Below are 18,890 nucleotides of genomic sequence, written 5' to 3'. Positions count from 1 at the left end.
CTAAAGATGGTAATTCTGCACCCGCTATTTTGACGGTTACATATACTGAGGGGGGAGGAGAGTCTTCTTCTGAATCCTCTTCTGAATCATCATCAGTTAGCTCGAGCCCAAGTTCCTCTACTTCTGCTTCTCCTTCAACCTCACCTTCAAGCTCAATTTCTGCTTCATCTAGTATGAGTAGTTCTCAATCTAGCTCCCCGAGTGTTAGCCCTAGCGTCAGCCCTTCTACAAGTCCATCGAGTTCTCCTAGTAATTCACCATCGTCATCACCTTCAAATAGTCCTAGCAATTCGCCTAGCGGTAGTCCTAGTAGTTCTCCGAGTTCATCCCCAAGTGGTTATCCAGAAACTCTATTTAAGACAATAGAAAGTCTTGATAGTGGTTGGACAGATAAATATGGTAATGGTACTACATCTCACGACACAACTATAAAACAAGAAGGAACTGCTTCTATCAAGATTATAAATTCCAACGATGAATTGGCTTGTGGAATGTATAAGAATATAGGTCTTAAATATTGGTCCAAGGAAAATTTTAGTGTTTGGATTAGAAGTAGTGATTGGACAAATGTAGGAGGATGTCAGTTATTGATTGCTGATAATAGCACTGCTGCTAATTTCTTTTACATAAACTTTCCAGATTATTTTCAAGACTTTAAAAACGACGAGTGGTATGAGTTGACTTTTACGAGGTCGCAAATGCTTTCTTATGGCTCTCCGACTTGGAATAATGTTTCAACTTTAATTGTAAGGTCTTGGGGTACATCAGGACAAACTCCAACTGTTTATTTTGATAATTTTAAATCTTATAACCAAGGTGGACAGGGTTTTGTAAGCGTGGTATTTGATGATGGTTGGGATAGCCAATATAGTGAGGCGTATTCATATATGGATTCCCTTGGTTTTAGGGGTAATTTATTTGTTATACCATCTTTAATAGGAGAATCTGGTAGGATAACACAAACAGAAATTGACACAATGGCTACTGGTGGTTGGGAGATTTCTGGACACGGGGAAACAGATTTAACTACACTAACGGAAGCACAAATAATAACTGATGTTTCTGCATCAAAAACTTATCTTGATAATAATAGTTATAATGGAAGAAATATTTATGCCTATCCAGAGGGACAAAATAATGATTTAGTTAGAAGTGTAGTTGATAACTATTTCGACTATGCAAGGACTATAAATTATGTAAACCAACCCTTGGGTTATATTTCTCCATTTAGGATAAATGCTTTTAGCCCAATAAATACAACTACAACATCTGCTATACAGGGATATATTGACAATGCTATTGCCAATAATGAGTGGTTAATTTTGGTTTTACATAAAATTGTAACAACCCCAACAATAGGAACTGAATATAGTATTGCCAATTTCCAAACAGTAATGGACTATCTTAATAGTTCTGGTGCAAATGTTTTACCAATGAGTGAGGTTATTGCGGGTAATACTGAACAAAGTAGTAATACAATGGTTGTTGCAAGTGCCGATGATGGGTATGTTAATAATGCCGCAACACCAGTATTTAACAATAATTCAGGTTGGGTAGCAGTGGGTAGGTCTGGCACTAATTATTATAGTGGATTTTTTAGATTTGACGATATAAAAATACCAAATGGTTCAACTATACTTTCTTCTAAGGTAACTTTTCAATCAGTTGGAAATCAATCAGGTGATAGTACTAATCTTAATGTCTATTTTTGTGCTGAAGATGATGCGACTTCACCAACTGATGTTGATACTTTTAATGGAAAATCTCTCACTTCTGCTGTTGCTTGGAATACAGTCGAAGCTTGGACTACTAATAATAATTTTGACACACCAGAGTTAAAAACTATTTTACAAGAGGTAATAGACAGGGGAGGCTGGAGTGATGGTCAAGCTGTTTGTTTAATGGTAAATAATAATGCAAGTACTAGTGGGGCATATAGACAAGCAAAATCTTTTGATACTTATCCAAGTGTTTCAGCAATTTTAACAGTAACTTATACATCAATAGTATCTAGTCCATCGTCATCACCTTCACACTCTCCCTCTTCTTCCGAAAGTTCTAGCATTAGCGCTTCCTCTTCAATTTCAAGTAGTCCTTCCAGTTCTGCTTCTTCAAGTATTAGTACAAGTCCGTCAGTATCACCTAGCACCTCACCCAGTTCTTCGGTTTCGGCTTCATCTTCAATTAGTAGTTCAGCTTCGAGTAGCCCTAGTGTAAGCCCTAGCGTAAGCCCGAGTACTTCGCCTTCTAGTAGTGTTTCAGCTTCATCTAGTATGTCTAGCTCTCTCTCGAGTAGTCCCTCTACAAGTCCAAGTTCTTCTGTAAGTGCTAGCTCCTCAGAATCAAGCTCGGTTAGTGCCAGTTCCAGTATGTCCAGCTCACAAAGTTCCTCACCTTCTAGTAGCCCTAGTAGCTCAGTCTCACAGAGTTCGTCAGAATCTAGCAGTCCTAGTAGTAGTCCTTCTAGCTCAATCTCAGCCTCGAGTAGTGAGAGTTCCTCAACTTCGGCTAGTCCTAGCTCAAGCCCTTCAAGTTCACCATCTGTGAGTCCTTCGTCTAGTCCGTCTAGTTCCGAAAGTGCTAGTGTATCGGCTTCTAGTAGCGAAAGTTCTTCAATTTCAAGCTCACCTTCAAGCTCACCGAGCTCATCAATGTCTGCTTCACCCTCTACAAGCCCGAGTTCTTCGGAATCAAGTAGTCCTTCAAGCAGTCCGTCTTCTTCGATTTCCGCTTCATCTAGTGAATCCTCCTCTGAATCAGCTTCGCCCTCTAGTTCACCTTCGGCTGGTTCACATCAACTTTATTATAATGGCGAACAACACTTTATATATGATGAAGAATTTGCTGTAAGAATAGGGGAATCGAGAATATCGACTTGGAATAGTGTAGGAAAGCCAGAATCACCTTTAGAAGGAACTATCGGATACAATATCGACACCTCAGCAGTAGAAATATACGCAAATGGGTCTTGGCATTAGTTGTCCTCGCTGAGTTCCTCCCTCAGCGTTCACATATTGCATGGTATTTTTTATAAGGATGTAGTATAATATATCCAATACAAGCAGCCACTCCTAAAAATGGAGAGTTGTACTAACCCGAACAAGGGAAGTGAGTATTGTCACCAACTGTGATGATTTAGCTTCCTTTTTTAAAAGCTACTGGACATCACCAAGATTTATAACTAATAGCTCTTTGTAAAACCCAACTCCTATCTCGTCATAACGAGGATTAAGTAGGGATTTCCAGTGTTTCTCAGATTTTTTAAAGTTTAGAACACGATTATCGGAGTTATGGCAACCAGTCGAAAGTTGCAGATCTTCGCCAACAAGTATGTACAGACCCATCCTCGTACTATCTAGTGCCGGCTGAAGTCCTGCATGATTGTCTAGGACACCATTTAGATCAGTAGCGCGTTTATTTGAAAAGTCATCAATACTCTGGTTAAAAACCAGTGGAGCAACACCAACTTCGGCACGATACTTGTTCACAGCTTCTATAACACCATCATCAGTAACAGAACAGTCTTGCACAATAGGGGTAGAAACGACAGAGGACTTCTCTACGAGGTTTTTATGGTAAACATAGGAATATACCCCTACAACGAACAATAGAGCGAAAACGATACTTAAAATTACTTTTATATAAAACTTTATCTTTAACATAAAATCATTGTACATTATAAGTCAACAAAAGTCAACAGAAAGGGAAACAGACATGAGTATTGCAAACATTATAGGAGGAGCAGCTGATAAAATAGGTAGTTCATTAAATCTACCCGAAATGGGAATTTCAGAACTCTTTGGAGTAGGTAGCGCAAATGCAGCGATGGGCGAACAGTCTACACCCCTTTATTCAGTTAGAGCCGATGGGTCAGGGATTGATTATTACATATTAGGTAGTGACGGTGCCCGTTTGCCGATTACTAGAGAAGACTATACAAACCTAACAGGCAAAGAGGCTCCAGTTACATCTAGCCAAGATGTAACTGACATTGGTACTGGCACCACTACTATCCCTACAACTCCTACTGGCACTAGTTCAGGTACTTCAGATGCTTATACTCCAGCAGATATCTCATATCTCCAAGGCATAAAACAGCAATATGAGAACCAACTAGGCGGATTAGATAAGACATTAGCAGATGGTAACAAGGAAATAGCTAACCAATATAACAAAGAAGTAGATACCGCTAATTTCGACAAAACGAAACAGGCGACTGACCAAACAACCATTAAAGGACAGAATTATAGCAAAATAAATAACGCTGCTAATCGTGGATATAACTCTCTAGCTGCTATTTTAGGTCGTGCTAGTGGTACTGGTTCATCCGCTTTTCAGAAGTTACTTCCGAACATGATTGGAAAAGATATATCAGGTAAAAGAGCTGATGCTAATAACGTCTATGGTACAAACATGTCCAACATAGACAGTAGTTTCGCAAGTGTGCTCGCTGACCTTGCTGAGCAAAAGAAGAAGAATGAGCAAGACCTAGAAGGTGGAATTTACGGCCAGAGAGCTGATATAAATTCTAAACTTGCTACAACCCAAGGTAGTCTAAACTATGCTGGTGGTGGAGATTTAGCTTCCATAAGGGCAGCACAAGCACCATACGAGCAACAGGTGAAAGATTCACAGAATGCCATAGTAGGGTTATTTGACAAATACTTCAAACCATATACGCCTAAACAAGCTGCTCCGGCCATCTCAACGTATAACCAAGATAGAAGTCAGATTAACTTTCAGAATCAGGGTGGAGGTGGCGACAATCCGTATGTATCTTTGCTTCGTAAGCGTTTAACTGAACAAGCATAGGAGGTCTCATGAGACTTTGCACAATCAAAAATTGTGGAGAGAAGTATCTTGCAAGAGGCTATTGTGCTAATCACTATAAGCAAGCAGTTTACCACGGCAAGATCGTAGCGATTCATACTAAGCACAGACCGGCTATCATTGAGGGTGAGATAGCAAAGATTCCTCTCGGAATTAACGCTAAGGACGGTTACGCAATAGTTGACAAAGAGTTCGCATGGCTTGATAAACACAAATGGTCTCTTTCTACTGGTTATGCCGTTGGTAACATAGACGGCAAGACGTGTGTAAAAATGAATCGATTGATAATGGGCTTTCCTATTGACATGGAAGTAGACCACAGAGACATGGACAGACTGAATAACACAAAAAACAATCTACGAGTATGCACCAGAACTGAGAATATGCGGAATGCATCACATAATCGAAATAGCGCTGTACCTTACAAGGGTATAAGTATCAGTCGCTGTGGATTTTTGTCACGTATACAGGTTGATAAAAAACAAATATTTCTAGGATATTTCAAGACAGCACTAGAGGCTGCTAAAGCCTATGACAATGCTGCTACTGAACTGCACGGAGAGTTTGCGAGGTTAAATAATGTTTAACTTGAAAAAACTCCTTGGCATAGACGACCAGAAGGTTAATAAACCACAACCGGCAACAACAAACATTGCTAAAACTATTGGTGGTTTTGCTAATAATGTCAGAAATGAAGTCAATCAGCATATCGTTCAACCTTCTATGAGAGCTTCTGACAGATACAATGTACTAGATAAAGATTACTGGAAACCTACTACAAATGTCAGAGTTCGAGATGTAGTAAGGCAGATTCCTAATTCCATTGTGCCTACTTCCAAAAAAGTGGGTAATTTTGGATTGGACATGACTTTAAGACCAGCCGCTAGAACTGCTGTACAGGTAGGAAATATAGTCGCACCTAACACTATATCCAAAGACTTTTTACAAGACCCTAATCAAACTAAGACTGAGAAGTTTTTGTTCGGGCAAACTCCTGGAACCGTTCAAGATAGAGTAAACTTCAATAAATCTTATGCAGAAAAAACAGGGTTAAAGGGTGGATATGCCACAACTGCTGCTCTTGGTATGACCGCGATGGGTTCGGTACTAGACGTAACTGGTGGCGGTAAGAATAAACTCGCTTCCTCCCTTGCCAAAGCTTCTAACGCTAAGGCTGTTACCAATCTCCTCCAAAGGGCTGGCAAAACTGTTGACGCTAATACCGTGAAACAGTTAGTTAAAGAGACTGATGTAAATAAGGTAGGAGAATTGTTGAACCCTGCCAAGAAATCAGTTCCAACAACCTCATTAGTACCCAAAATCCATCCTGACGATCAAAATGTAATGACAGATTTCATTGCCTATACAAAAGGAACTTACAGACCCGACCCTAAAACTGCGCATCGACTAGAACTCGATGCTTCAAGAATAGCCGAACACTATAAGTTAAATGCTAACGGTATGCCAAGAACTACAAAAGAATTAGCAGGCAACTTTAATAAGGTAGTAGCCGATAACGGTCAATCTGCTTTTGGCGGCGTCGCTGGACTTGAGCCTCAATATGACGAAAACGGAGAAATAACCGGCTACAAGTTCAACCCTGTAAAAGCAGCTTTGGGTGTAGGGGCAATGATGGGAGTTAAGAAGGTAGGTGGTATTACGCCTAAGGCTCCTACTAGAAACGAAGGCATAAAACTTGAAGCGAAGGAACTAGCCAAGGAATTAGAGCCTTTAAGTGGCAAAGTCCAAAATATGGGTACGGCTAGAAAACTAATAACTGGTGGAGACAAAATACTGAAGAGAAGTGGTGTTGGAGGCGTGAAGCTAGAAGAAGCAATCCAGGCACAAAGGAAAGCAGAAGACCTGTTAAGAGGGCGATGGAATGTTCATATAGACACAGCACTCGAAGGATTGAGCAAGGACGAACTTGCAAATGTAGATGCCGTATTGCGCGGTGAGGCAAAGCCAATTAATGCAAAGACCGCAGGAGCATCCAAGAGCCTAAGGAACTGGTTCAACAAAATAGGTAAAGAAGCCGAGACCAAAGGGTTTGAGATTCAGACCAAAGATGGCGTGAAGACTCCATTCAAGATGAGAGAAGATTATGCACCTCAAATGTATCAGGTGAGTGAATTTAAGAAGGGAAAGCGCAGAGCTGAAGCCCTCCAACATCTAGTAGATACAGGTCAATCTAGGAACTTAGGAGAAGCTACCCAGCTATTAGACAATTTCATAGTCCAAAACGCTGAAAGAAGATTTGGGAATTTAGAGAAGGCAAGAGAAATAAATCTGCCTGGATTTATTCGTGATCCGAAAGTTTATGCTAAGAAATATGCTGAGTCAATCGCTAAGAGATTTACAGAAGTAGAACATTTCGGAGCAAAGGACTCAAAAGCAGCAGAATATATAAACAAGATTGCACAAGAAGGTGGCGATTATGGTGAGGCTCAGAGAATATTCGACTTCACTACTAAAGGCGCTCCTCAGAATAAAGCGGTAAGTGCAGTCACTCAATTCAATTTGGCGACTCAATTAGATTTATCTGCTATAACTAATGCTACACAGTCCTTGAACACAGCATCAAAGGCAGGGATCGTAAACACTGTAAAGGGAGCGGCTAAAGGGTTCACCAAAGAAGGCAAGAAAATAGCCAACGAGGCAGGTGTCTATGACAATCTAGTAAATATTCAAGAGCAAGGCGTAGATCTTCACAGGGTTGTTAAAGCTGTTCTGTGGCCATTCCAACAGGTTGAAAACTTCAATCGAAGAACTGCCGCAAACACTGGTGTTATCAGAGCACAACAGTTAGCTGAAAAAGAGATGACTGATTATACGATGAGGGCATTAAAGGATCTTGGTATAGACCCAACATCCATAAAGAACGGAAAACTGAGCAAAGATCAACTATTAAGTGCTGCTTACGAACTTACAAGACGAACTCAGTTTAAGGTAAATCCTGTTGATGTTCCTCCAGCCTGGAAGACACCAGTCGGAAGACTTGCTACTCAATTCCAATCGTTCTCGTTTATGCAGACAAAGTTCATAAGAGATGAGATTTTAGGCGAAGCTAAAAAAGGAAACTTCGCTCCTATCGCTAGGTTTATACCTCTAGCAATAGCTGGTTCTTACGCAGCAAACTACGCTAGAAACTTTGTAACAGGCAGAGACCCTAAAGAAGCTAATAAGAACATGGACATAAGAGCTTGGGACAAGTGGGGAAAAGCCTTTGGAGACTTTGCTACGGGAAAGATTATTCAAGGAAAGTTCCTATATGATACTTATACGAATGACTACAATACCCCTCTGACTAAAGTTACCCGAACCCTAAGTTCTATCGGTGGCCCTACTGTGGGCAAGGTAGGCAATATATTAACAGGGCTAGAGGCAATACCAGCGGGTATAGAGAAGAACACCAAGTCGCAAATATCTATAGCCAAAGGAGAGAAAAAAGCGACTGATCCTTATTTACAGTTAAAGAGATATGCTGCTGGAGAAATACCTTTTGTCGGTGAATACACAAAGAACAAGGCGTTTGCCTTTCCTAAATCTCAATACTCGGCAGAACAGAAGAACCAGTTTGCTAAAGATGAGTTTAATAGTGCTGATAAAGTTATTTCCATCGGTCTTTCGAGGGGTACTATAACGCAGAAAGAAGCTGACAAGCAGAGATCTAATCTTCAAAAAGAATATCAGAAGAGCACGGGAACAAATGCGTCTAGCGTAAGCGGACAGACTAGCGATAAACGAATACAGAAAGACTCCAATGGGTTTAGCTTCATGGATTCAAAGGGTGACTGGGTGTCCAAAGATACGCTAAAAGGCGCACAAACTGAGGTAGCTAAGATGGACTTTGAGGCTTCAGACAAACCCTACGAAGTCAAAGACGGTATGGTTTATACCCGCAATACAGATGGCACAGCCGCAACTCCAGTAACTGAACTCAAATTTAGTTATGATTTAGGCAAAGAATACCTACAACAATATAAAGACAATGATGACCTTGGAAGTTGGCTGAAAACGGCTCAAAGTCAGTACGATAACATAAAGGAACAGCTAAAGAGCAAGAATCTTGATCCTAGAGATGTGATTGCCCTACAGAACGATGCTCAGACCCTCGTAAATAACATGGCTAAATACAAAGGTTATGGTGGATTTACTAAGGGTAAGAGTGCTGCTAAGAAAGCAAGCATGGAAAGAATGATTAAGATGCTTGAAACGACTACATCAGATAACCTGAGTAATCAACAGGCTTTGAGGAAGATAGTTAAAGGAATCAAAATTAAAGGAAAGAAGGTATAATGTTAGTTTCAGAGCTTTTTTTACACATAAACGATGCTTATAGAGCAACAGACGATGATGCACCAACTGCAGGAACGGCTGATTACTCATACTGGCTAAGGGTAGCAAATAGAAAGATAAACGAATGGGCCAGAGACACTAAAGTTACTTGGGAATCACTCTCAAGGGGATACTTCACAGAACCTGGTACTGTTTCAACTGTCGGCACAACAGCGCTTACAGGAGTTGGAACTTACTTCCTAGACTATGAAGTAGGCGATAAAATCAATGTTGAAGGAGAAACTGAACGAACTATAGACACAATAACTAGTAATACTGCACTTACTGTAACAGTAGCATTTACAAATACAACCACCACAACATTCACTCGTGATATTATTCTTAAAACTGGTGTTGACATATACAATTTGAATAGACAGTTCATAGCACCATCAACTAATGCTATTGTTAGCGATGCTACTGGTAATTATTCAATATTAAACATAATTAAACCACAAGAAGCTACGATAGATTCTGATGCTGTATTTATTTATGGTATGAACCCACAATCTATATCATTTGTTTCTACTATGCCAACTTCTTTGGTTGGAAGCCAACTATTAGTACCTGGTTATTTCGTACCGTTTAGTTTAGATGATGCCAGTGATGTTGTACCTGTCGATGATCCGATGTGGCTAGTTTATGCAGTAGCTAAGGATTTGGCGGCTAATGACCTCACTTACGCTTCTAAAGCTCCTGATTTAAATGCTCAAGCTAACAATCTATACACAGCGATGGTTTCAACCAATCGTAGGGGAGTTGGTAGGAGTCCGAGAATTGTACCAACAATAGTAACTAGAATAGGAATGAGATAATGTACAAATCATCGTCTCCACAACAGAATAAAAACATTCTAGGTTTCAATATATCCCAAAACGAGTTTCCTAAAGGATATGTTTCGGCTTTGAGTAATTCTAGGAGACCTATAGACTCATTATCTGACATGACGAATATGGAACTGACACAGGACAATATCCCTAGACCTAGACCGCCTTTAGTATCATACGGAACGCAACCAACTGATACGGTAATCGGTAGGGGCAAATATCGTTACGGAGGTAAGCGTGGGCTACTGTTCATGATGAATACTGGCGGAGTAGGCAAAATATATTATCAAGAAGATGGCGGTGCATTTACGCTAGTCGGAGGTGCTAATGCCTATGACCCTAGTGCTTGGGCTGGGTTTGTTCAATCTAAGAATCGAGTGTATGTCTTCAATTCTGTGAATAAACTTACTTATATTGACTTGGCTACTTGGGCCACTGTGGAGTATGTAGCACTCGATACACCTGCCGCTCCAAGTGGGACTGGTAGTACCAACCTTATTTCAGGTACTAAGCCTCACAACTTTTATTATAAAGTAACAGCTAATAACGCAGTCGGTGAAAGTGCCGCTAGTGCTGCTTCAACTGCCGTAAACGTCAACAGTATAAGGGATGACTTAGATTCTGCGGCCGCTATCGCAAAAACAGTAGCGCTTACTTGGTCAGCAGTAGCAGGAGCGACTTCATATACATTATATTGGGGCGAATCAGTTGATGGTCTTTTTTACGAAATAATAACTTTATCGGGATTAACGACTTTAGCTTATACTGATGATGGTTCGCAAACAGCTAACCCATTTAAGACAGCCCCTGAGTCTAATTCAACCGAAGGGCCGATATTTACATGGCTATACAACGACTCAAAAAACTCTCAACTGTATGGCGTAGCCGACGGTAATAAGCTTTATTATTCAGCTTCTTTTTCAGCAGTTGATAGGGCGGCCGATTTTAGTCCATTAAACGGAGGTGGTAGTTTCGAGATAGATGGGGGAGGCGATTCTGTCCTCAACTTTGTAGATGGATTCCGTACTGGTAAGGGCGACCCTGTTATCACTTGTTCAAGCAGGGGTTCGGCAGGGAAAGGTAAACTAAGTCATGTTACCTTTGAACAAGCGACTTATGGCGATCAAGTCATAGTATTTCCAAACATTATCGAAGCAAGTGGTCAATCGGGTACTTATTCACCAAGAGCTACCGTAAAAGTAAAAGACGCTCTAATCTACCCAACTGGAGACGCTATTAAAACAACTGGAACATCACAGAACATCGTAAATATTTTAACAACCCAAACACTCTCGACTCTAATTGAGCCAGATATAAACAGAATAAGTTTAGGTTCGCTCGATAAAGCTGTAGGCGTTGAATATCAAGAAAAAGTTTATTTTGCTCTTCCTGTCGGCTCTACTGAGAACAATGAGATATGGTATATAGATATGGCTCGTAAAAACGCTTGGGTTTTAAGATGGACAGTAGCTGCTAAAGATTTATGGTTGTATGAAGACAATAATGGACTTCCTCATTTATGTGCTTTAGTAGGAAACAAGATACTGGAGTTTACTCGCGCAGGGTCTCAAAACACGACTGATGACGGTGTTGCTTTCAGGACAAGATGCGCGTTCTCTTCTCTAGTATGGGATAAAGACGGAATCATTCTAGGGAATATCAACAAGCAACTCTTCAAGTTTATACAACCCAAAGGATCAATCCAAGTAAATACCCTTGGACTCACTAAGAGAGGTTCTACTGCTTCTACCGGAACAGATACATTCACGACAGAAACCAGCTTTTCAGGTATAGGAGATTGGGATTATTCAGGAGACTATCTATATGGAGATGATATAGGTCAGATTGACTCATTCGGTAAGAGCGTAGCGGTGGTTTCTATACGACCTAAAGGCTTACTGAATCAGGCAGATTGGGAGATTATTACCGAAACCGCTGGATGCGATTATTTATTAAGTGCAGTCAATACAAGAGGAACTGCTAACAAAGAGCTCATATTCCGTAGCTAGAGAGAAAGATTATGAAAAAAATAAAACTTACACAAGGTAAATACGCCATAGTCGATGATAAGGACTTCGAGTACTTGAATCAATTCAAGTGGTCATTTAGTGGTAGATATGCACAACGAGTATCAAGAGGCAAACACATATATATGCACCGTCTAATCTTGGACTTCCCTTCAGGGGTGGATATTGACCACATAAACTGCGATAAACTAGACAATCGTAAGTCTAACTTGCGTGTATGCACTCGTTCACAAAATAATGCCAACCTGCCCAAACCGAGCCATAATACTTCTGGCTACAAAGGTGTCTCGTGGGATAAGAGGGCGTGTAAGTGGGTCGCTAGGTTGAATAAAGATGGTAAGTTGAGGTTTTCAAAGCATTTTGATAATAAACTGGATGCGGCGAAGGCATATAACGAGAAGATCACAGAAATGTTTGGGTCTTTTGCAAAATTAAATAACATAAAGGAGATATAAAATGGCGGCGAATACACAAGATTATTTTTCTCATGTAGGCAGTCCAGGGACTGCAACTACTTTGGCTGCACCTGGTCACTTAATAGGGGGTACGTCGATCACAGTGGTATCGACCACTAACTGGAGTACCGATACTGGTGTCGTGTTCGCAATGGATACCGTATCAATTGTAAATGGAGTAGAAGTCAGAGACGTTGGAAGTTATACCGAATGGACTGGCATCGTAACAGGGGCTACTACCATTGAAAGTATGGTTCTAAGATATGGCTCAGACCAAAACTACCCAGCAGGTTCGACCTCACGAGTTTATATTCCTGTTGCTTCTAGCAGAGAAAACAGATTAGTAGATGGGCTACTCATAGAACATAAACAAACTGGTAAACATGCAGCTGTAACCGCAGATTCAGTTGTAGTTGCAGATGGTGGAAATATCGAAGTAGACCATATATTAGAAGCTGCTGCTGCTCATGGAGTGGATATAGACGGCTTACTAATTAAAGATGGTAAACTAGCCACCAATGATTCAGTAGTAACAGACAATATAACTGCTGGTGCAGTTACCAACGCTAAACTCTCAACTACGGCAGGAAATGGTGCTTTATTCACTAAAATCATCACAGCAACTAGAGACGCTGGTGCGGCTGGTGCTCCAACAGATGTTTCATATACTGGTGTCGGTTTCATTCCATCAAGTATTAAATGTATAGGGGTTAGAGATGGAACGCTTTATAGAAGCAATGGCTTTTCAGACTCGGCTAAGGCGAATCATTGTACCTATCAATCGGCAGCAAATGTTTATTATGACATTGCGGCACTTACCTCCTATTCAGACCAAGCAAGTTGGGCGCAATCAGCCGTCGTGAAATCTTATGATGCTGACGGATTTACACTAACATGGACAAAAGCTGGTACTCCTGCTGCTGGTACATTCAAACTAACCTTTATTTGCGAGAGATAAGATGGACATAGCAACTAACATAATTCAACTTTCCGAGGTAGTCGGAGCAGTCCTCATTCTATCTGCTTATAATGGCAGGGTTATTAAAAAACTATTCAAACCAATTTCGGAAGACCTTAAAAGAATGGACATCAATAACTGTAAATGCTTTCTCGTTAGGTATTTGGCAGACATAGAAAAAGGCGTAATGAAAGACGCCGTACAAGAGCAGTTAGCTTATGAAATGTATGACCACTATACTAAAACATTAGGAGGAAATTCATACATTAAAGACAAGTGGAAACGAGTAATGTGTAGGGATGAAAGATGAGCCAAAAAGAATACGATATATTAAAGTCAAAACGTCAACCCACAGAATGTTACAGTCGGGTGGTTGGTTATATTAGACCTGTAAACCAATGGAATGAGGGGAAAGCCGAAGAGTTTAAGTCAAGAAAAATGTTCGTAATCCCGAAGGATTTGTGATACAATAGAGGTATAAAAAGGAGAATTGTATGACAGAGGAACAAGTAAAAAAGGAGTATATTGACACGAATAGAACAATGAAAGAAGCAAGCACAATATTAGGGGTAACGCCACCAGTCTTATGTAGATTTATGAAAAAACATAAAATGAGGTCTAAGGCAAGCAACTGGAAAGGCATTGCGTGGAACTCTGGCAAGACGTATAAAGATGACCCGAGAATATTAGCCAAAGATAAACACCCTAAATATATTACAGGAAATAGCTACGAGTCAGATTTCCATAGACTTAAAAAAATTCTTTTGCCTGATAAATGTTCTTGTGGCGAAGAGGGGAAAATACTGCACCACATAGACAAAAATAAAAAGAATAATTCCGTGAACAATATACAAATATTATGCCCGTCTTGTCACACAACCTTTCACAATAAAGAGAGAGGAGTCCACAAATACACATTTAATTGTAAGTGGTGTGGAAAAGAAAAAACAATATATAGCAATAAAAAATATTTTCCAGCATGTTGCAGTTTGTCCTGTAAGGCAAAATATCAATATCATATAAGTAAAGTGGGGTATGTATATGAACATAACAAAAAAAATAGTTAAAGAATTCTCAGATAGGAAAGTATTCAAGGTAGCAGTATGACAGCCGAACAATTTATTAAAAAATACACAGGCGTAAAAATAGACTATGACGGAATATACGGCTTTCAGTGCGTAGATGTAATAAAGCAATACTTTGTAGATGTTTTGAACTTACCAGCATACACGAATAACGCAAAAGATTATTGGAACAACTACCCGTCTTCCTATTTAACCAGAATACCGAATACGCCATCGTTCATACCTATTAAAGGCGACATTATGGTTTGGGGTACAGGCGTTGGAACTTACGGGCATATCGCTATTGTTGTTGAGGCAAACGTAAATACGTTTATATCACTAGACCAAAATTGGAGTCCTTCAAACGGAACGACAGGTTGCAAGTTAATCACTCATAATTACAGTTCAGTCTTGGGAGTTTTACGACCAATTAGAGACGTTAATTTTGACCAAGAGGCTTTTAATAGAGAACAGGCAAGAATCGCAGAAGAAAGCCGAGTAAAAGCAGAACTGGCTAAAAAAATAGCAGATGACGCACAAAAAGCAGAAGCAAAACGAATCGCTGACGAACAGAAGAGATTGGCAGAGGAACAGGCGAAACTAGACGCTGAATTGTTAGAAAAGAAAAAAAAGGAGTTAGAACAAAAAACAGATATTGACCTAATAACAGAAGAAATGGAAAAAATAGAGGTCAAAAAAATAACTCTTTTAGATTATTTAAAAATGATTATTAAACTAATAGGAGATTTATGGAAATAAACGCACAGCTTGCGACCTTAATCGCACTAGCAATCCCCGTAGTAACGGAAATCCAAGTAAGATGGAAACAATTCCCACTAGAGAGAAAAAACGCACCAATCGCAGTAATAATAATGTCGTTCTTGTTTGCTCTAATTTATACCTACGCAAACAACGGATTATATTGTGACCAAAAAACAGTAGAACTAGTATTCGGGTACACGAGCATTACGGTAATGTTCGCATCTTTTGCTTATGAGTATATTTATAAAGTTCTTATTTTGAGGACATATAAGTATCTTGTAGGGCTTGTACATTAAAAATTGAGGGGAGGGGATTGTCTTGATGTGTGTTCTGTGTGGTTTGATTGAACCACGCCTAACCAACCATAGTTTCTAATTGAATGAGTAATATCAAGAAAGGATGTGATATGAAGGAAATTAAATTAACCCAGGGGAAAACCGCCCAGGTATCAGCTGAAGATTTCGAATGGCTGACTTCTTTAGGAAAGTGGCAATTTGACAGATACGCATACTACACTCGAAAGGTAAACGGTAAAAAAAAGTCTGTAAGAATGCATCGGTTGATAGCAGAAAAGATGGTCGGAGCAATACCCGAGGGGATGGTTACTGACCATATTAATGGAGACAAGCTAGACAACCGAAGAGAGAACCTGAGGGTAGTTACTTACTCTGCTAATAGCCGAAACAGGAGAGAAGAATGTACCAAGAGTTACGCACCTGCAGGCATTTACTGGGACAAGTTTCGCAAAAGATGGAAAGTGCAGACATCGATATGTGGCAAGACATTTAACGTCGGAAGGTACGATACCTTAGAGGAAGCCAAAGAGTCATATTCTATTTTTCTAAAAGGAAAGGGTGTGATTATATGATGTGTGCTTTGTGCGGTTCTGTGGAAGACAGAATGACTAAGCATCATCTTTGACTATTCTGGCCTAAGCGTAATCACTTATCTAAGGCAGAACGTAAAGTAAAAGTAAGACTCTGCTCCAAAGACCACAGGGAGTTTCACCAATTTTTCGATACTCACTGTCGAAGAAAAGTATCTTACTGCGACTTTTGTTACTTTTTAAAAATCTGTGTTAAAGGAGGGGAATACGAAAATGTACGACTGGAAAGAAAAGCTGATTTGCAGAGTTTGCAGACTATCTGACCAAGAAAAGTACCAGACGTGCAATAGACCTTGCGTATTTTGGCACAAGTACGTTCGGGAGATACAGTATTTCTCATCGAGTATGGACTGATGAAATTTAAAAGTAATTTCTTCTGTCAAATCTGCTACCGAGCAACCCCGATGATCTACTTCTATTGTAGAAAAGAATGCTACCAGTACCTTGAGTGGGAGAAAAGATTTAAGTGATTATCGTGGGCGAGGGGAGCAAAGGACCGCGTAAACAGCGCTGTCCTTCCCCAAACCCACGACCAACATGGGGAGCAAGGATAATAGCGCCCATCGCTCCCCACCATATTCCGGCAGATGTTTAGATCACCTCCTTTTCGTCTGCTGGAATTTGTGTACCATTTTCGTGACGTCAGCGAAATGGTTGTGGATAAGTAGTAGTTGAAAAACATTCCATATTAGTGTATAATTTAGTAGTTGATTGTCGCAACGAAGAAATATTTGCAAATATAAACAAGTGAGCCATCTAGCGACAATCTAGGTGGCTCGTTTGTTTTATAGAATAGGATGGTGAGGGGGTGGCAACTAATGGGTGGATTCTCTTACATAAGAAGATATGGGATAGCAGTATGCTATTAGGAAAGAACAAATCAGAAAGATTAACTGTTTGGATTTGGCTTTTAACACATTGCGATAAAGACGGTGTTGTTACCTTCGGAAGAAAGCAAATTGCCAAAGATACAGGGCTAAGTGAACAACAAGTCTACCGCATTTTGAAGGTTTTTAGGCAAAAACCGAACAACCAAGTGATGTACGAAGCGAACAGCGTTTATACCACGATTACAATCTTAAAATGGGGCGAATATCAACGCAAAGTGAACAACCAAGTGAACAACCAAGTGAACAATAAGCGAACAATAAGTGAACAACAAGCGAACACTAATAAAGAAGTAAAGAATAAAAGAATAAAAGAAGATGTTAAAGATATAAATATCACTGACGGGGGAAGTAAGGAAAAGGTTAGAGAGCTAATAAGGAGTTTCAAATTAAAGGAAATTTAAAGGAGGAAAAATGATTACATTTTACACAGATGGGGGTTGCTCAATGAGTAATCAAAAAGACGCTTCAAAAAGAACTATGATAGCAGTAGTATCAGATTCTAAAGGTAAAATACTATCTGATGTTAGCAACCACGGAGGATCTAATAATATTGCTGAACTGATGGCGATGGAACATGCGCTAGATATAGCATTAAAAATGAAGTTGAAAAAACTACATATCATCTCTGATAGTCGATGTGCTATATCTCAGTTTAAGAAAGATGAAAGCAAAAGAAACGCTAAATCTATCCGCAAGATGAATGACTACGAGTGGTATCAAGCCATTAAGGGTAGAATCGACAGACTAAAGCAGTATATTGATGTTACGTTAGAGTGGCAGGGGCGTGATAGCAACCTGGCAGGGCATTATATCGAAAACAAGTACGGATTATAAAAAATCCTTGACAACAAAAGTCCAATAATATACAATCAACTCATAAGGTTTTACCACTAGAGGCAAAGCGGCTTACCGTCCCAGGAGGGTAAACAAATCCGTAAGGGAACAACCTCAAATATAAATAAAAGTAACTAGAGGAGGCGCTATGTTATCAAACCTACAACCGGAAAGATCAACTAAAGACAAAATATATGGGAATGTTATCGGATCGCTAATATTTGCCATAGTCATATTAGCAGGTCTTTTTTTTGTAGCCAGTTTTTCAACGGCAAGCGAATACAACGCAAGTGTTTGCCATGCAACAGGTTATGATCCTGATTGCACTACCCATTTAAAGGACTTCTAAGACACGATATTTCTAAAACGAGTAAACTACCATAGAACAAATAAAAACTTAACTGGCGATGAATTTAAAGAGCCAAAATCAAAAAGGAGAGGGTAATGACACAAAAAGAAAAGATAATAAAACTTCTATCAGACGGTGAATGGCATAATGCAACCGAACTACACAGAATATGTTGGAGATATTCAGCAAGAATGTGGGATCTTAAACGAGATGGTTACGAATTTGAGAAAAGAATAAATCCGATCAACAAACTAGAAGATTGGAAATTAACGAATAATCTCGAAAATGCCGGGACACCATTAAAACAATTTTATAATAAAATTCAAAAAGCAATAGGTAGTAAGGAGCGCATATGATACAAAACAAACAACTAGAAGAATGGTATGACGAAGGACAAAAGAAACGTAAAGAAGAAATGAAAGAGTCAAAAGACTTTGTTAAAACTTTAAACTTTAAAAAAGATATGAGGACTTTATCAAAGTTTAATAGAGAGATAGGAAAAACACAAGCTTTACAAGAACTAGTAAAACGAATAAACGAAGCAAAAGTTAAAGCCAATGTTAACAAAGAGAACGGCTTTACTTTAATTGCTAACTTTATTCAAGTAGACGAGCTATACAAAATTATAAAAGACATAATGAACGACAATGCTAAGTAGCCACGATTTAGA

At 39.6% G+C, this 18,890-nt stretch carries 17 protein-coding genes and 1 pseudogene; 17 read left to right on the top strand and 1 reads right to left on the bottom strand.

The annotated features are described in order from the left end of the window. The first annotated feature begins 491 nt into the window (after nt 1–491). The gene (locus tag M0R80_17675; protein ID MCK9461463.1) at nt 492–2,978 is read left to right on the top strand and encodes a polysaccharide deacetylase family protein; all 2,487 of its coding nucleotides are present in this window, start codon (nt 492–494) and stop codon (nt 2,976–2,978) included. Between the two features lie 177 nt (nt 2,979–3,155). On the opposite strand, the gene M0R80_17670 is transcribed toward M0R80_17675, so the two are convergent. Next, entirely contained in the window at nt 3,156–3,662 is a 507-nt protein-coding gene (locus M0R80_17670; GenBank protein ID MCK9461462.1) for a CAP domain-containing protein, read from the bottom strand. Nucleotides 3,663–3,714: 52 nt separating this feature from the next. Between M0R80_17670 and M0R80_17665 the strand changes: the two genes are divergently transcribed. From M0R80_17665 to M0R80_17590, 16 genes and pseudogenes are all read left to right on the top strand, one after another. Then, nucleotides 3,715–4,812: a hypothetical protein gene (locus M0R80_17665; GenBank protein MCK9461461.1), complete on the top strand. Its 1,098-nt coding sequence runs from the start codon at nt 3,715–3,717 to the stop codon at nt 4,810–4,812. An 8-nt stretch (nt 4,813–4,820) separates the two neighbouring features. After that, nucleotides 4,821–5,417, top strand: a complete 597-nt coding sequence (locus M0R80_17660) for an HNH endonuclease (protein ID MCK9461460.1) — start codon at nt 4,821–4,823, stop codon at nt 5,415–5,417. Further along, nucleotides 5,410–9,129 (top strand): hypothetical protein, encoded by a 3,720-nt coding sequence (locus M0R80_17655; protein MCK9461459.1) that lies wholly within the window; start codon nt 5,410–5,412, stop codon nt 9,127–9,129. Before M0R80_17660 ends, M0R80_17655 begins: the two co-directional genes overlap by 8 nt. Next, on the top strand, nt 9,129–9,983 hold the full coding sequence (locus tag M0R80_17650; GenBank protein ID MCK9461458.1) for a hypothetical protein: 855 nt from the start codon (nt 9,129–9,131) through the stop codon (nt 9,981–9,983). The genes M0R80_17655 and M0R80_17650 overlap by 1 nt, the downstream gene beginning before the upstream one ends. A gap of 128 nt (nt 9,984–10,111) precedes the next feature. Continuing rightward, a complete protein-coding gene (locus M0R80_17645) occupies nt 10,112–12,004 on the top strand; it encodes a hypothetical protein (GenBank protein ID MCK9461457.1) in 1,893 nt (630 codons plus the stop codon). Nucleotides 12,005–12,015: 11 nt separating this feature from the next. Then, on the top strand, nt 12,016–12,477 hold the full coding sequence (locus M0R80_17640; protein ID MCK9461456.1) for an HNH endonuclease: 462 nt from the start codon (nt 12,016–12,018) through the stop codon (nt 12,475–12,477). A 1-nt stretch (nt 12,478) separates the two neighbouring features. Continuing rightward, entirely contained in the window at nt 12,479–13,435 is a 957-nt protein-coding gene (locus M0R80_17635; protein ID MCK9461455.1) for a hypothetical protein, read from the top strand. A 1-nt stretch (nt 13,436) separates the two neighbouring features. After that, nucleotides 13,437–13,745: a hypothetical protein gene (locus M0R80_17630; protein ID MCK9461454.1), complete on the top strand. Its 309-nt coding sequence runs from the start codon at nt 13,437–13,439 to the stop codon at nt 13,743–13,745. A 38-nt stretch (nt 13,746–13,783) separates the two neighbouring features. Continuing rightward, nucleotides 13,784–13,900, top strand: a pseudogene (locus M0R80_17625) (anaerobic ribonucleoside-triphosphate reductase). Nucleotides 13,901–13,929: 29 nt separating this feature from the next. Then, nucleotides 13,930–14,502: a hypothetical protein gene (locus tag M0R80_17620; GenBank protein MCK9461453.1), complete on the top strand. Its 573-nt coding sequence runs from the start codon at nt 13,930–13,932 to the stop codon at nt 14,500–14,502. A 36-nt stretch (nt 14,503–14,538) separates the two neighbouring features. Further along, complete coding sequence (locus M0R80_17615; protein ID MCK9461452.1) at nt 14,539–15,258, top strand: CHAP domain-containing protein; 720 nt, start codon at nt 14,539–14,541, stop codon at nt 15,256–15,258. Nucleotides 15,259–15,667: 409 nt separating this feature from the next. Further along, entirely contained in the window at nt 15,668–16,129 is a 462-nt protein-coding gene (locus M0R80_17610; GenBank protein ID MCK9461451.1) for an HNH endonuclease, read from the top strand. 826 nt (nt 16,130–16,955) lie between these two features. Then, the gene (locus M0R80_17605; GenBank protein MCK9461450.1) at nt 16,956–17,438 is read left to right on the top strand and encodes a helix-turn-helix domain-containing protein; all 483 of its coding nucleotides are present in this window, start codon (nt 16,956–16,958) and stop codon (nt 17,436–17,438) included. A 10-nt stretch (nt 17,439–17,448) separates the two neighbouring features. Continuing rightward, nucleotides 17,449–17,871 carry a ribonuclease H-like domain-containing protein gene (locus M0R80_17600; protein MCK9461449.1) on the top strand — a complete coding sequence of 141 codons (423 nt, stop codon included), beginning with the start codon at nt 17,449–17,451 and terminating at the stop codon, nt 17,869–17,871. Between the two features lie 444 nt (nt 17,872–18,315). Continuing rightward, nucleotides 18,316–18,576, top strand: a complete 261-nt coding sequence (locus M0R80_17595) for a hypothetical protein (protein MCK9461448.1) — start codon at nt 18,316–18,318, stop codon at nt 18,574–18,576. Then, nucleotides 18,573–18,878: a hypothetical protein gene (locus M0R80_17590; GenBank protein ID MCK9461447.1), complete on the top strand. Its 306-nt coding sequence runs from the start codon at nt 18,573–18,575 to the stop codon at nt 18,876–18,878. The genes M0R80_17595 and M0R80_17590 overlap by 4 nt, the downstream gene beginning before the upstream one ends. Nucleotides 18,879–18,890 lie beyond the last annotated feature (12 nt).

The organism is Pseudomonadota bacterium (assembly GCA_023229365.1).
Taxonomy (GTDB): domain Bacteria; phylum Myxococcota_A; class Polyangia; order JAAYKL01; family JAAYKL01; genus JALNZK01.
The sequence above is the reverse complement of the archived record's forward strand: the minus strand, read 5'-3'. Positions and strand labels throughout refer to the sequence as shown.